At 63.5% G+C, this 14,056-nt stretch carries 13 protein-coding genes; 5 read left to right on the forward strand and 8 right to left on the reverse strand.

Annotation, left to right across the window (positions count from 1 at the left end; genetic code table 11):
- Nucleotides 1–151 precede the first annotated feature (151 nt).
- Nucleotides 152–631 carry an FKBP-type peptidyl-prolyl cis-trans isomerase gene (locus ABE493_RS18755; RefSeq protein ID WP_057627075.1) on the reverse strand — a complete coding sequence of 160 codons (480 nt, stop codon included), beginning with the start codon at nt 629–631 and terminating at the stop codon, nt 152–154.
- Nucleotides 632–741: 110 nt separating this feature from the next.
- Between ABE493_RS18755 and ABE493_RS18760 the strand changes: the two genes are divergently transcribed.
- The 3 genes from ABE493_RS18760 (at nt 742) to ABE493_RS18770 (ending at nt 3,660) form a co-directional block, all read left to right on the forward strand.
- Complete coding sequence (locus ABE493_RS18760; RefSeq protein WP_346500809.1) at nt 742–1,275, forward strand: C40 family peptidase; 534 nt, start codon at nt 742–744, stop codon at nt 1,273–1,275.
- Between the two features lie 106 nt (nt 1,276–1,381).
- Nucleotides 1,382–2,125, forward strand: coding sequence for a C40 family peptidase (locus tag ABE493_RS18765; RefSeq protein WP_430980821.1), 744 nt, complete (start codon nt 1,382–1,384; stop codon nt 2,123–2,125).
- Nucleotides 2,126–2,328: 203 nt separating this feature from the next.
- On the forward strand, nt 2,329–3,660 hold the full coding sequence (locus ABE493_RS18770) for a sigma-54 interaction domain-containing protein (RefSeq protein ID WP_346500811.1): 1,332 nt from the start codon (nt 2,329–2,331) through the stop codon (nt 3,658–3,660).
- Between the two features lie 46 nt (nt 3,661–3,706).
- On the opposite strand, the gene ABE493_RS18775 is transcribed toward ABE493_RS18770, so the two are convergent.
- The 7 genes from ABE493_RS18775 to ABE493_RS18805 all read right to left on the reverse strand — a co-directional run bounded on the left by ABE493_RS18775 (nt 3,707) and on the right by ABE493_RS18805 (nt 11,361).
- Entirely contained in the window at nt 3,707–5,032 is a 1,326-nt protein-coding gene (locus ABE493_RS18775) for a hypothetical protein (RefSeq protein ID WP_346500813.1), read from the reverse strand.
- A 51-nt stretch (nt 5,033–5,083) separates the two neighbouring features.
- Entirely contained in the window at nt 5,084–5,848 is a 765-nt protein-coding gene (locus ABE493_RS18780; RefSeq protein ID WP_430980822.1) for a hypothetical protein, read from the reverse strand.
- 12 nt (nt 5,849–5,860) lie between these two features.
- Nucleotides 5,861–6,559: a C39 family peptidase gene (locus ABE493_RS18785; RefSeq protein WP_346500815.1), complete on the reverse strand. Its 699-nt coding sequence runs from the start codon at nt 6,557–6,559 to the stop codon at nt 5,861–5,863.
- A 142-nt stretch (nt 6,560–6,701) separates the two neighbouring features.
- Nucleotides 6,702–8,186: an adhesin gene (locus ABE493_RS18790; protein WP_346500817.1), complete on the reverse strand. Its 1,485-nt coding sequence runs from the start codon at nt 8,184–8,186 to the stop codon at nt 6,702–6,704.
- Between the two features lie 47 nt (nt 8,187–8,233).
- Nucleotides 8,234–8,836: a hypothetical protein gene (locus ABE493_RS18795; RefSeq protein WP_346500832.1), complete on the reverse strand. Its 603-nt coding sequence runs from the start codon at nt 8,834–8,836 to the stop codon at nt 8,234–8,236.
- A 32-nt stretch (nt 8,837–8,868) separates the two neighbouring features.
- Nucleotides 8,869–9,402 carry a hypothetical protein gene (locus ABE493_RS18800; RefSeq protein ID WP_346500819.1) on the reverse strand — a complete coding sequence of 178 codons (534 nt, stop codon included), beginning with the start codon at nt 9,400–9,402 and terminating at the stop codon, nt 8,869–8,871.
- Between the two features lie 627 nt (nt 9,403–10,029).
- Nucleotides 10,030–11,361 carry a dicarboxylate/amino acid:cation symporter gene (locus ABE493_RS18805; RefSeq protein ID WP_346500822.1) on the reverse strand — a complete coding sequence of 444 codons (1,332 nt, stop codon included), beginning with the start codon at nt 11,359–11,361 and terminating at the stop codon, nt 10,030–10,032.
- Nucleotides 11,362–11,512: 151 nt separating this feature from the next.
- Between ABE493_RS18805 and ABE493_RS18810 the strand changes: the two genes are divergently transcribed.
- Both ABE493_RS18810 and ABE493_RS18815 read left to right on the forward strand, forming a co-directional pair.
- Nucleotides 11,513–13,213, forward strand: coding sequence for an alkaline phosphatase (locus ABE493_RS18810; RefSeq protein WP_346500824.1), 1,701 nt, complete (start codon nt 11,513–11,515; stop codon nt 13,211–13,213).
- 29 nt (nt 13,214–13,242) lie between these two features.
- Nucleotides 13,243–13,737 carry a WG repeat-containing protein gene (locus ABE493_RS18815; protein ID WP_346500826.1) on the forward strand — a complete coding sequence of 165 codons (495 nt, stop codon included), beginning with the start codon at nt 13,243–13,245 and terminating at the stop codon, nt 13,735–13,737.
- Nucleotides 13,738–14,056 lie beyond the last annotated feature (319 nt).

The raw sequence follows: 14,056 nt of genomic DNA on the forward strand, positions 1-14,056 counted from the left end.
GCATCTGTAGTGCCGAGCCATGCTCGGCAGGAGCGTTACCGGTAGAGCCTTTGCCGAGCATGGGTCGGCACTACAGAAGCTTGCTCTGCCCTGCAATGCAGAACGGCCCGCGTTGGCGGGCCGTTCTTTGGCAATGCCTTGCGGCAAACGCTTAGTGCTGGTGACCGCCGTCGCCGTGCACGTGGCCGTGCTGCACTTCTTCTTCGCTGGCTTCGCGCACTTCGATGATTTCCACGTCGAAATGCAGGTCCTTGCCAGCCATCGGGTGGTTCAGGTCAACGTCGACCACGGTCATGCCGACCTTCTCCACGGTGACCGCACGCGGGCCGAAGTTGGTCTGCAGGATCACCTGGGTGCCGGGGATCAACGGGGTCTTGCCGAAATGCTTCTTCGGCACGCGCTGGGTCATGCCTTCGCGACGCTCGCCATAGGCATCGGTCGACTTCACGTCCACGCCGAAGCTCTCGCCAGCTTCCTTGTCCATCATCGCCGCTTCCAGGCCCGGGATGATGTTGCCGTGGCCAATCAGGATGGCCAAGGGATCACGGTCCTTGGAGCTTTCGATCGGCTCCTGGCCAGCTTCGGAGACGGTGTAATGGAAACGGACGACGCGGTCTTTTTCGATCTTCATGCGCAACTCTGATAAATGGCTGCCCGCTGGCAGACGTTGGGACGGCTTGTCGGCCGCCGGGGACGCCGCCATGATGACGGCCTTCTTAGGTGGCGCATTATCCGGGCTCCATGCACATCACGCCAGTTTTCCGCTTCCGCTCGTGGCGCCTGCCGCTCACGCTCCTGGCCGCCGCCGCGCTTGCCGCCTGTGGCCATGCCCCGCCCAAGCGGGCCGCCACCCCTGCGCCGGCCCGCAATTACTCCCCTGTCGCGCCTGCCGACCCCGCCGCAGCGGCCTCGGTGCTGATGCGCGCACTGGGCCTGGTCGGCACGCCCTACCGCTATGGCGGCAATACGCCGGAGTCGGGTTTCGATTGCAGCGGGCTGGTGACCTACGTCTACCGGGACATGCTGGCCCTGAACCTACCGCGCACGTCCCGCGAGCTGGCGGCAATCCAGGGGCCGAAGATCGCCCCGGACCGCCTGACCGCAGGCGATCTGGTGTTTTTCGGCAATAAAGGCAACGTCTGGCACGTCGGCATCTACGTCGGCGAAGGCCGTTTCGTGCACGCCCCCAGCACCGGCGGCACCGTCCGCCTGGACCACCTTGACGGGGCCTATTGGCGCGATCATTACACCGGTGCGAAGCGGGTATTACGGTAAAACGAGACATTCCTTGCGAAAAATAACGATTTATTAACGAAAATTGTACCTATCCACACGTTTCACAGGGCATGATCGCCCATCGACTTTTTCCAGTGACTGCCGCGTGACGACTGACAACACGTCCCATCCGAGCCAGCCAAAGATTGTTCCGCTCACCATCCGCCGCCTGATCTGTGCCGCGGCACTGGCTCTGGCCAGCCTGCCCGCCTTCGCTCAGAGCGCCGAAACCGCCCCGGCAGCCAAGCCTGCCGCGGCCAAGACCGAAGCCCCGCGCAGCAAGGCCGACAGCGCTGCTACCGCCACACTCGCCGCGCTGCTGCCGCATCTTGCCGCCAGCGATACCATTCCTCTGATGGACCGTTCGGCAATGTTTGCCGGCGACCTCAGCCGGCTGATTTCCGCCTACGACGCCTCCAAGGGCATCTCCGCCGCCACCGAGGCTGCGCTGGCCAACGATTCGGACGGCAAGGTGCAATCGATCCTGCGCCGCGCCATGACCCTGCTGGGCACCCCGTACCGTTGGGGCGGCACCTCGCCGGACGCCGGTTTTGATTGCAGCGGCCTGGTTGGCTACGTATTCCGTACCGCCCTGGGCGTCGAGCTGCCGCGCGTATCGCGCGAAATGGCCAGCCAGGCCAATGCCGAACTGATCAACGACCGCGCCGCGCTTGCCGCTGGCGACCTGGTGTTCTTCGGCCGCAAGGGCCGCGTCGACCACGTCGGCATCTATGTCGGCGAAGGCCGCTTCCTGCACGCCCCGAGCACCGGCAAGGACGTCCGTACCGACACCTTGATGACCGGTTATTGGGGTGACAAGTTCATGCAGGCACGTCGCGTGGCGCTGTAAGCGCCCTGCCGGCAACTACTGCTGAGTCGCGGCCTTAAGGCCGCGGCTTTTTTATTGCCTGCAATTTGACGGCAGACAATAACTTCTTCTGCACAAAGGTTAATGCGAGCACTCCCAGGCCAGCTCCAAATTAACTGACGAATACGATTGCGCATGCGTGAATCAGGGGTATATCGTGGCCGCCAATGGAGATACGACCAGGCATGGCGGCGACACAAATGTCAAGTACGCGTTGTGTGATCTGGTTTGGAAATCCGGGGGCAAGAGAGAAAGTAATGCTGGCTGCGGACGGCTGGCAGGTGCGGACGGTACTCCCCCAACAACCCGCCGACATTGGCATGCGCGGCGGTGACACGGTGGTTGGCCTGATCGATTTCCGCACCAGCTCGGACAGCGAGCTGGAGCGCATCGGCAAGCTGACCGCCGAGCATCAGCATATGCCCTTGTTTGCCATTACCCCGGCCAACGACGGCAGCCACGCCACACCGCAACACCCTCTGCTGGCAGCGTGCCGCCAACAATTCCCGCATCCACCGGATCTGAAGGAACTGCTGCGCGGCCTGCAGGGGCTGAGCAATGAAGTGCCGCGCGCGGCCAGCGACGATGTACTGGACACCTTGCTCGGCGAGAGCGAGGTGATGCTGGTCATGCGCGCGACGCTGCGGAAGTACGCACCGGTGGATCTGCCGGTGCTGATCACCGGGGAAACCGGCACCGGCAAGGAAGTTGCCGCGCATGCCCTGCACCGGTTGTCGGCACGCGGTGGCAAACCTTTCCAGGCAATCAACTGCGGCGCCATTCCTTCCACCTTGATCCAGTCAGAGCTGTTCGGCCACGAGCGTGGCGCATTTACCGGCGCCAGCAGCCGCCGCCTGGGCCTGTTCGAAACCGCGCACAACGGCAGCGTATTCCTTGATGAAATCGGCGACCTGCCGCTGGATGCGCAGACCAGCCTGTTGCGGGTGCTGCAGGAAGGCACCATCGAGCGCATCGGCAGCAACCAGCCGGTTGCGGTAGACGTACGCATCCTCGCCGCCACCCACGTGGATCTGGAACGTGCGGTGGAAGAAGGTCGGTTCCGCCGCGACCTCTACTACCGGCTCAACGTACTGCGCCTGGCGATGCCGCCACTGCGCAAGCGCGATGGCGACATTGAACTGCTGTCGCGGCAATTCCTGCGCAACTTCCGCCTGCGCCACCCCACCCGCGCGCGCGGCTATACGCATGAAGCCCGCCAGGCGATGGACCGCTTTCCCTGGCCGGGCAATGTGCGCGAACTGCTCAACCGGGTGCAGCGTGCCGCCATTACCGCCGAAGGTGAGCTGATCAGCAGTACCGATCTGGAACTCAACTCACCCCCCGATGGCGCCCAACTGAACAAGGCGCGCAGTCGCGCCGAACGCGAAACCCTGCTGTCCTGCCTGCAACAAAGCCAGTACAACATCAGCGCCTGCGCGCGCCTGATGAAGGTGTCGCGGGTCACCATCTACCGCATGTGCCGCAAACACCAACTGGAACTGGAAGCGCTGCGTTGAGTGCACAACGCAGCGCTGCAGCGTTCACCCACCCGGCCAGACAGGCTCACAGCATGTAAGGCACCTTGAAGGCCAGGCTGAAATCCGGTGCATCCGGGGTCAAGCCAATGCCCAGCATGCTGACGAAGGTGGCCTTGGAGGTCAGCGCATAGGTCACACCAAGATTGAGCGTGCCGGCGTTGCCATCGCTGCCGATGATCTTCATCCATTTGCCGTCCTTGTAGCGGGTGGACGCGCGTGCGCTCATTCGGTCACTGTAGGAAATGCTCAGGCTGGTGCGTTCGTTGAAGGCAAACGCAATGCCCGCGCCGAAGTAATACGAATCACCCAGAACCACTTCGCCCGGATTCACCGTGTCCGGGTTGGCATCGATGTCGTCGAAGCTGCGCTTGAACGAACGTACATAACCGATGTTGCCGAACAGGATCGCAGGGTCGGCGCTCTTGACCGCCGACAGACCAATATTGGCCTGCCACAAACCATTGCCCGTGGGCTGTTTGGCCGGCACCGCGAAACGGATGAAGTCATCGTCGTCGCGTTCAATCACCTTCCAGTCCAGACCATAGGGCTCACGCCCGGTCGGTGCGGTCACTGCACCGGTCAATACCGTTTCCGGGCGCCAACCGCGTTCGCCGAACAGCTTGTAGTTGGCGCTGACGGTTACATCGCCTATGCCGGTGCCGTGGGTTTCCTCCTGCGCGATCGCCGCCGCCGAGCCACCTGCACCGCCCTTCTGGTAGATGGTCTTGCGGGCGATATACGGCACATCCAGGTTCAGTGTCAGCCGCGGATTGAGGCCCCAACGTGCGGCAAAGTTGTAGGTGAGTGAATCGGACTCGACGTTCTCGATGGCGATGTTGCCCAGAAAAATCGCATCCAGCGCCAGGAAACCATTGAGGGTGAGTTGTTTGCGGTCGTAGCGTGCATAGGTGATGCTGTTTTCCAGCGTCAGCCGCTGGTTGAACAAGGCGGACTGCTGTTGCTTGACGTCATCAACGCTACGTCGCGCGGCTTCCTTGGCTTCCTGTGCCTCGGCCGCACTGCTCGCATAGCCCTCACCTGTAGGCGCTGCGTTGGCCGCCGTGGTCGTCGCCGGGGCCGCAGGCGCAGTCGCCACGTTGGCCGTGGGTGGCTGTGCTGCAGGCATCTGCGCGGTCTTGCCGCTGACCCTCGCCTGGATCGCCTGCACCTGCATGTCCAGCTCGCGCAGCCGGCGCACCTCCTGTGCATAGCTGGCTTTCAAGGACTCCAGCTGTGCCACCAGTGCCCGTACATCCGCTTCGTCGCTACTGCCGGTTGTCGCCTCCTGTGCCAACACCTTGGGTGAAGCCACAGTCAGACTCACCAGCGCCGCCATCGCCAGTCGTTTCATTGGTGCCGTCCTCTACGTTGTAACTGCAAAATCCCGTGCCAGGCACGGGGCTCACTGCCCGCCCACCCCGCCAATCCCCCGATTGAGCGTGATGGCCTGTGCCACGTTCTGTGCAAGCGGCAGGTTGCCCCCCAGCGACTGCCGCACCAGATCAATCTGCAACCGGTTGCTCACCACCTGCCCATCGCTGGTCAGCTGGATGCTCTGGCCAACGCTGCCGCTGCGCAGCCATTGCTGCACCGCGCCCTGGCCTTCGATGTTCAATTGCAGCCGCGCGGCATTGCCGTCGAAGCTGGCCACCGCGCTGGCGTTGCCGGACTGCGCGCTGACATCGCCGGCAAGCGTGCCGCTGCCAGTGGGAACAACACCGTCATTGCGCACGTTCAAATGCATCACGTTGCTGGCGCGGTTGCTGTCACCGGCGACCTGCACGCTCTGGCTCACGCCGCTCACATTGTTCAAGCCGCTGCCGTCAATGCTGCGCCCTGCCACATCCGGCAGCGGCGCATTGGCGGCGGTGATGTTTACGCTGGGGGTGAAACTCACCTTGGGCGCGTTGCCTTTGGTGAAATCCATGCCCAGCGTCATGGTGCCCTGCAGGTTCTGGCCGGTGCTGGTCTGCCAGGTCGACACCATGGTCACCCCGAACCAGGCAACCGCATTGCCACCTACGGTGTAACGGCCACGCATCAGGTTCAATTCCGGGTCGGGTATTTCATGCAGGCCCTTGCCAGGCTTGCCCGGGTTTTCCGCGCCATGCACTGGCAGCGCGGCACTCAGCGCCAAAGCCAGCAGGGCGAACTTGGTCATGTTCATCACAACACTCCTTCAGAACAGGTCGGCATGGGTAAAACCAAAATCGACCAGCTCCGCATCGGTAATGGGGCCGCGCCCTTGACGTGCATACAGCGCGCGAGCGCTCGGCTTTTCACTGGGTTGCAGCAGCACCGTATTGCGGTCGAAGTCGCTGCCTATCACCACGAATACCGCGCGCGATGGCCAGGACTGCAGGAACTCGGCCATCGGCACCACGCGGTTGCCCAGAATGGGATCGGCTATCTCGGCCATGCCGTCGCGCACCTGCTTGAGCACGACGAAGTGGCGGAAGCCGCGCACATCCATCAACACCAGGCCGGGGACCCGCAGATTCGCCAACCGGTCTTCATCGATCCGGTAACCGCGCCCGCGCATGCCCAGCGATTCCACGTAACGCTTGATATCCAGCAATGAGAATCCGCGTTGTTTCACCAACTCCGGATCGGCCACACCCATCATTCCCTCGATCACCGTCGCCTCATCGGTATTCAAGTGGTAGGCATGCTTGAGAATCGTGGCCAACGCAGCGGCACCGCAGCTGTAATCGGTCTGCTGCCGCACCAGGTTGCGGAACCGCCGTTCTTTCATGCTCTCGATCTTGCCGCTGTACAAGGCCCCATTGGGCAGCACGCCGTTGAACGCCACCTCGCCTGCGTGCAGCAGGCCCGGGGACAACGACAATGCACAGATCAGCAGCAAGCAACGGAACATAAGCACGGCGCCTCCAGCGTGTAGGTAGGTGGGAGCCCCCCTCCTGGGGGAGAGGAGTGGGGCCCCCGGAACCCGGCCATTGGCGGATGACCGGGCTTGTTGCGCGAAGCCGGTGCGTCATCCAGATGGATGACGCGTCCGGTTATTCACCACCCGGGTTGCCCGGCGGAGTGCCACCACCGGTGGAGGGCTGTGCAACCGCCAGCGCGAGGCTGTTGGCCTGCAGGTTGCCGGTGCCGGAGGACACGTTCACGCCGATGTTGCCCGACGCGCCGGAGAACGCACTGCCCGACAGGCTGGCAGTATTGGTCGCATCAACCGCGATCCAATCGATGTCGATCACGCTGCCGCTCAGGCTGGCCGTCAGATCGGCAGTACCCATCTCGGAGAAGCTCGAAGTGCCCTTCTCGTCGGTATCCCATGCCATGCCACCCACGCCCGGCTTGTTCGGGTTGGCGACGGCGCCCTGGGTCTCGAAGTCCCAATCCGAGTGACCGGTCTGGTCACCGGCCGGATGCCTGTCACCCTCCCAGTTGTCCGGATAGAAGTTGGTCTTCTGGTAGGAGTTGCCGGTGCCGGTATAGGTGCCGGTGCCGGTGCCCTTGGTGGTGCCGGCAACCTTGCCGCTCATGTTGATGGCGTAGCTGTTCACGACATAGTCGTAATAGCCATCGTTCTCAACCTCGTTGCCCGAGGACACCTGGTTTGAACTGATGCTCGAGGTGGCATAGGCGCTGGTTGCCACCGATGCGGCCAGAGCGTTCTTCTGCTCGTTGTTGTTGCCCGAGGTAACGTTCACACCGATGTTGCCGGTGGCACCGGAGAAGGCATTGCCACCGACGCCTGCGGTGTTGGTCACACCGTAGTTCATCGTGGTGTTGTTCATGCCACTCTGGTTCACGAACACTTCCGCATCAGCCATGCCGAAGCTGAAGGACGCATCGGCTGCCGACAGTGCAGCCGCATTGTCCTGGGCGTTGTTGTCACCGGCGGCGACGTTGAAGCCCAGGTTGCCCGACGCTTCGGAGCCGACGTCATCGGCAATCGAGGCATCATTGGTCAACAGACCGTTCTCGGCATGGTTGTTGGAAATCGACTGGCGGTTGTCAATGATGGCAATCGCAGCCGAATCCAGATCGATGTCACCGGTGATGGTCGGGTCGCCGGAGAAGTTCACATCCGAGCTCAGACGCATGTCCTTTTCAAGGTTCACGTCCACGCCGTGGTTGTTCTTTTCCTTGCGCTCGTCGGCAGAAATGTTCGAGGTCTTCTGCACGTTCTCGGTTACATCGTTGGACCAGGTGTTGCTGGTCTCGGTGTTGCTGCGGGTATCGGTACTGCTGGTGGTTTCGGTGTTGGTGCGGGTGTCAGTGTTGTTGCGCGTATCGTTGTAGCGCAGCCTGGCAGCAGCATCCAACTTCAGATCGATGTCGGTATCGATCGCCGTGTTTACATCGGTATTTACGTTGGTGTTGGTGTTGGTGTTGGTATTCGTGCGCGTCTCATTCACGTTGTGCTGGTGATTGATGTTCGCGCTCGCGTTCTGGTCGTCCGCCGCATTGGCTGCCGCACTCATGGTGAATGCGGTAACCGCCATGGCGAGTACTGTCCATTTATTCGCTTTCATGGTGCCCTCTTCAGGTTTTCTGATGCATCGGGTGGATGGAGCTGTGCTCACGGGGTGCCTTGCACGGAGATGCTGAATCTGTTCTCCGTTGCATTGCCTGATCCCGCGATCTGATTGAGTTGCAGTACGCCGTCAAATCCGCGCAGCGCGGACTCCTCCACGCCTACCCGTCGGGTAGCGCGCGGGTCGGTGACGATGGGCTGCCCCCCCGCCGACGCGAGCACTTCGGATGAAGTCATTGCTTCATCACTTGCCTCGCGTATGCCCTGTGAAGCCAGCGTTGCGTTGACGGAGTTCAGCTCCGCATTGCCGCCACCGCTGGCCTGATTGATTGATGCGATGCCACTGGCCCCTGCCAGCGCATTGCCGCCGATGACCGCCGAGGCCTGCATCGGTGTGTTGTAGAGATTGGCTTGCCGCTGTTGCAGGCTGCGCACGCTCGACGAAGCCTGCGCGCCATTGGCCATGCTGTGCAGGTTGGCCTGCAGGTTGAGCTCACCTGCTGCCTGGTTGACCTTGATGGAGCCATCGGCGCCGGCCAGCGCATTGCCGTCAATGCGGCTGTCTGCGGAGAGATACGACAACATGCCGATATAGCTGTCGCCGCGCGATTGCGCCTGCGACGCACCTGCCGCCAGCAGCAATGCCATCACCGTGACGGACAAACGGACGAGGCCTGCGTTCACTTGCCACCCGGCCCGGCCGGCTGGCCCAGCGGGAACTGTGCCAATGCACCCCGCACCTGATCGCCGATACCGCGTGTGGCGCCGCCCACGGCACCCATCGGGCCGCCGATGGCGCGCGTCATCTGATTGCCGGACAGCATTCCGCCATCGCCGGTTACCCGGCCCAAGGTGCCACCGACCACGCCGGTGGTTACCCGCTCCACCGTGGTCTGGCCGTGCCCGCTTGCCAGGCCGTCGGCCATACCCGAGCCCATCGCCGCATAGTCGTCGTCGCTGAGCTCACTCATGCCGCCCGCACCCAGGGCCGCGCCCAGTTCCTTGCGCGGTGAGGGGTCAGCAATCAAGGCCATGCCCGGTGGCGCCGGGCGATAGGCCGGACGCGCCGATACATCTCGCAGCAACACAATCTCGCCCGGTTGGGCTTTTACGCCCTGGCGTGCGCCCGAGGCCAAGGCGGCCTCACTGGCGACGGTGCTGATCAGCAACAGTCCGATCAGGGCGGCATAGCGATGTAGGGTGCAGCTGTCCATTGCGTCGTCCACTCGTATCCAACGCGAGTGAGAGAGCAGCTACCGTGCCAAGCCTGAATTTCCTTTGAAAACATACACTTGAATTCCGCAAGCAGCATTACAGGTGTATCCCTGTCACAACCCTGCGCAGGGCAAAGGCGGCGTACGGAAGCCCTGCCCAACGCACGACAATCAAGCCAGACGTGGCTTTCACGCAGGTGTATCAGTGCTGTTACAGACAGCTGTTACACCTGCTACAGCGCAACGCTGCGGGGCGGTCATTTGATCTTGCAGGAGCGGCATGAGCCGCGAGGCTGGCATTGCTGAATCACCGGCAGCGTTGCCATCTACGGATCTGCGTGTTTCCGGGCTTACGCCGGCCCTACAGCCAATCAGCCAAACAATCAGCCCGGCTGCGCTTACGCATACCCGGGCCTTGTGGGAGCGGCGCAAGCCGCGAAGCTGGTGTTGTTCAAGCCTCAGGGAGCTTTGCCATCTGCTGATCTACGTGTGTCGCGGCTTGCGCCGCTCCCACAAAAGAAGAATCCGATGCCAGCTGCCTGGCATCGGATTCGGGATAGCCCATCTATTTGAGCGATCAGCGCTGGCAGACATCCTTTGAATGCCGCATTACGACTGTGCTGACACTCACTCCAGATGACGGCCGTTGGCACCGCCGCCCATCGCCGGAGTTCCGGCAGCATCGTAGACCTGCTGATCGAGCAACCCCGTCTCTTTGGCCACGATCACCGGCACCACCATCTGCCCGGTGACATTGGTCATGGTGCGCATCATGTCGAGGATGCGGTCGATCGCGTACAGGTAACCAATCGCCTCCAACGGCAGGTTGGCCGCACTCAATACCACCGTCGCCATCACCACCGCCGTACCCGGCACGCCAGCGGTACCAAAGCTGCCCAGCACCGAGGCGATCAGCACGATCACGTATTGTTCGGGCGTCAATGGCACGCCGGTGTATTGCGCAATGAACACCGCACACAACGCCGGATAGATCGCGCCGCAGCCGTCCATCTTGATGCTGGCGCCCAAGGGCACCGCGAACGAGGCGTAATCCTTGTTCACGCCCAGGTTGTCGCTGATCGAACGCATCGCCACCGGCATCGCGGCGAAGCTCGACGAGGCCACGAACGCCACCTGCATGCCCGGCGCCGCACCGCGGAAGAACTTCCACGGGTTGAGCCCGTGCACCAGCAACAAGCCGCTGTAAACCACCACGATATGCAGCGCGCAGGCCACGTACAGCGCCAGCACGAAGTTGCCCAGTGGCAGCAGCTTCTCGAAGCCATAGCTGCCAACCAGCCCGGCGATCAGGCCGAAGGTACCCAGCGGTGTCATCTCCAGCACGAAGCGGGTCACCTGGATCATGATCTCGCTCATCTGGCCGACCAGCTTGCGTGCCTCGTTGACCTTCTCGCCCAGCTTGACCATCGCAAAGCCGAGCAGGCCGGCAAAGAAGATCACCGGCAGGATCGAACCGCGTCCAGCGGCCAATACCTGTTCACCGGCGGCATTGGTCTTGGTGCCAATCCCAGCCAGCGCGTAGAACACGTTGGACGGCACCACATCCATCAGCACCTTGGCAATCGATGGCACGTCACGCGGGGTGTACGTCGCGTCCACCGCCAGCTTCAGCCCGCCGGTACCCGGCTGCATCACCGTGCCGACCAGCAGGCCGATGCCCACCGCAAACGCGGCGGTGATGACAAACCACAGGAAGGTGCGGCCGCTCAGCGCCGCCACCGATTTCTGCCCGTGCAGCGAGCCGATCGCATTGATCACCGCGAAGAACACCAGCGGCACCGCGATCATTTTGATCAAGGTGACGTAGAGCTCGCCCAGGGGGCCGAAAAAGGTCTCGGCGGCCGGCCCCAGCGCCCAGCCCGCCAGCGCGCCCAGCACAAAGCCACCCACCACCCGCTGCCAGAAGGGGATCCGCAGCCAGGCAGAAACCACATTCATATCGTCAATCCGGAAAGCAAATCGAAGGTTGTCACGATAGCGCAAGGCCTGAGCCAGCACGATGCCCACAAAGAAAAGCTGCGTGTCATATGCATGCCTTCCAGGCTTGACCATAATGGCGGTCTGCCTTCATCCAGCGGTAACAACCACGATGCACAAAGCCAGTTTCCTGTCCGCCGCCCTGTCCACCCTGCTGCTCGGCGCCTGCGCCAGCACGGCCCCGCAGTCCGGCGCGGCCAACGCAGTCAGCGTTGACGTCCCCCAGATCACCCGCCCGGACGGGGAAACACCGCAGTGGTGGTACCGCGATGGCGCCGCCCGCGCCGCCGGCAATGGCGCCATGGCCGGCAAGGCCAAGAACGTGATCCTGTTCCTGGGCGACGGCATGAGCCTGACCACCGTGGCGGCCGCACGCATCCTGGAAGGCCAGCGCAAGGGCCAGCCGGGTGAAGAGAACCTGCTGTCCTGGGAGCGCTTCCCGGCCACCGCATTCAGCAAGACCTACAACACCGACTCGCAGACCCCCGATTCGGCCGGCACCATGACCGCCATCACCACCGGCGTGAAGAGCCATATGGGCGCCATCGGCGTCAGCGCTGGCAGCCGCAACAACTGCGCCGACAGCCTGCCCAAGGGCCTGCTGACCTGGCTGCAGCTGGCCGACAGCGCCGGCATGGCCACCGGCATCGTCTCCACCGCACGCCTGACCCACGCCACCCCGGCCGCCACCTACGCGCATTCGCCGGAGCGCAACTGGGAAAACGACACCGACCTGCCGGAAGCGGCCAAGGCCGCTGGTTGCGTGGATATCGCCCAGCAGCTGATTTCAACCGCACGGTACGGACAGGGCCCGCTGGTCGCACTGGGCGGCGGCCGTGGTGAGTTCACCACCGTCAACGAGCAGGACCCGGAATACGCCGACAAGGTCGGCCTGCGCCTGGATGGCCGCAATCTGGTCGCCGAATGGCAGGCCAAACACCCGCAGGGTGCCTATGTGTGGAATGCCGACCAGCTCAAGGCCGCCGCCAACGCACCGGCGCTGCTCGGCCTGTTCGAGCCGGACCACATGCAGTACGAGCAGGACCGCCCCAAGGACCGCGCCGGTGAACCGTCGCTGGCCGAACTGACCCGTGCCGCCATCGCCAACCTGTCCAGGCATCAGGAAGGCTTCGTGCTGATGGTCGAGGGCGCGCGCATCGACCACGCCAACCACAGCGGCAACGCCGCCCGGGCGCTGGGCGACACCATCGCCATGTCCGATGCGGTCAAGGCGGCGGTTGATGCCACCTCGGCCGAAGACACCCTGATCATCGTCACCGCCGACCACTCGCACACCTTGAATTTCGTCGGTTACCCGGCGCGCGGCAATGCCATCCTCGGCAAGGTCAAGGACAAGGGTGGCGAAGACGGCATGGGCGCACTGGACCTGGCCCGCGACGGCATGGGCATGCCCTACACCACCCTCAGCTATGCCAATGGCCCGGGCTTCACCGGCGCCAGCAACCAGCAACCGGCCGGGCCCAAGCGCTTCCCGCATTCGCCCAGCACCTTCGAAGCCGCCAACGGTCGCCCCGACCTGACCCACGTCGACACCGAGCACCCGGACTACATGCAGGAAGCGCTGGTGCCGTCCAAGAGCGAATCGCACGGCGGCGAAGACGTCGGCATCTGGGCGCGCGGCCCGGGCAGCAAGGCGGTACGCGGCACGATGGAGCAGAACACCATCTACCACCTGATCGTGCAGTCCACCCCGCGCCTGCGCGCGCGCCTGTGTGCACTGGGCACCTGCGACACGCACGGCGTGCCGGTGGAACTGCCGCAGCCGGCCAAGTTCGAACGCAAGGCGCAATGAGCCGGATCCGGCACGCTACCGGATGGCCAGTGGCAGCATTGCTGTCACTGGTCACGGCGCCAGCCTTCGCGCTGGTCGACCAACCTTGCTACCGGATGGACACCGATACGTTCAAGATTCTGGAGGGCTGCAAGCGGGCCAGCGATGGCACGCTGATCGTCTCCGAAACGGCGCTGGCGCAGCTTGAGTACGATGCTGATGGGCTAGCCGCTGTCATTGCCGGCAAACACCATTACTACCTGCGTCGCGATGGCCGCCATCTGGCGGTGATCACCTATGACAGCGGCCCGGACTATTTCGAGGAAGGCCTGACCCGGGCCTGGGTCGATGGCCAGATCGGCTACTACGACCGCCAACTGCAGCCTGCCTTCGCGGCCCGCTTTGACTGGGGCTGGCCCTTCAAGGACGGAGTTGCCGAAGTCTGCCAAGGCTGCGCCCCCGGCAAACCCGATGCAGGCGGCCACACCGCGATCGAAGGCGGCAAGCATTACCGCATCGATCGCCAAGGCAACATCCTTCCCTGAGCTGGGTTTGCATGCGCTTGTGGGAGCGGCGTAAGCCGCGAAGCTGGCGTCATTGAAACTGCCAGCCCCCCCGCAACCTGACGGACTATCTGCTTCGCGGCTGACGCCGCTCCTACAAAACCAGCGGCCGCGCTGCAGCGTAGTGCCGAGCCATGCTCGGCAGGGGCCTCAGCGGGCTCCGCTCCACCAGGGCGGCCAGCACCATGCACCACCAGAAAAAGCAGACCAGCGCATTTGTAGGAGCGGCGGCAGCCGCGAAGCTGGCCGCCGGCCCAAAGCCCGCCCCCCGGCCAACGGAAGCACGGCCGGCGTCGCGGCG

The organism is Stenotrophomonas terrae (assembly GCF_039674165.1).
Lineage (GTDB): Bacteria > Pseudomonadota > Gammaproteobacteria > Xanthomonadales > Xanthomonadaceae > Stenotrophomonas > Stenotrophomonas terrae_A.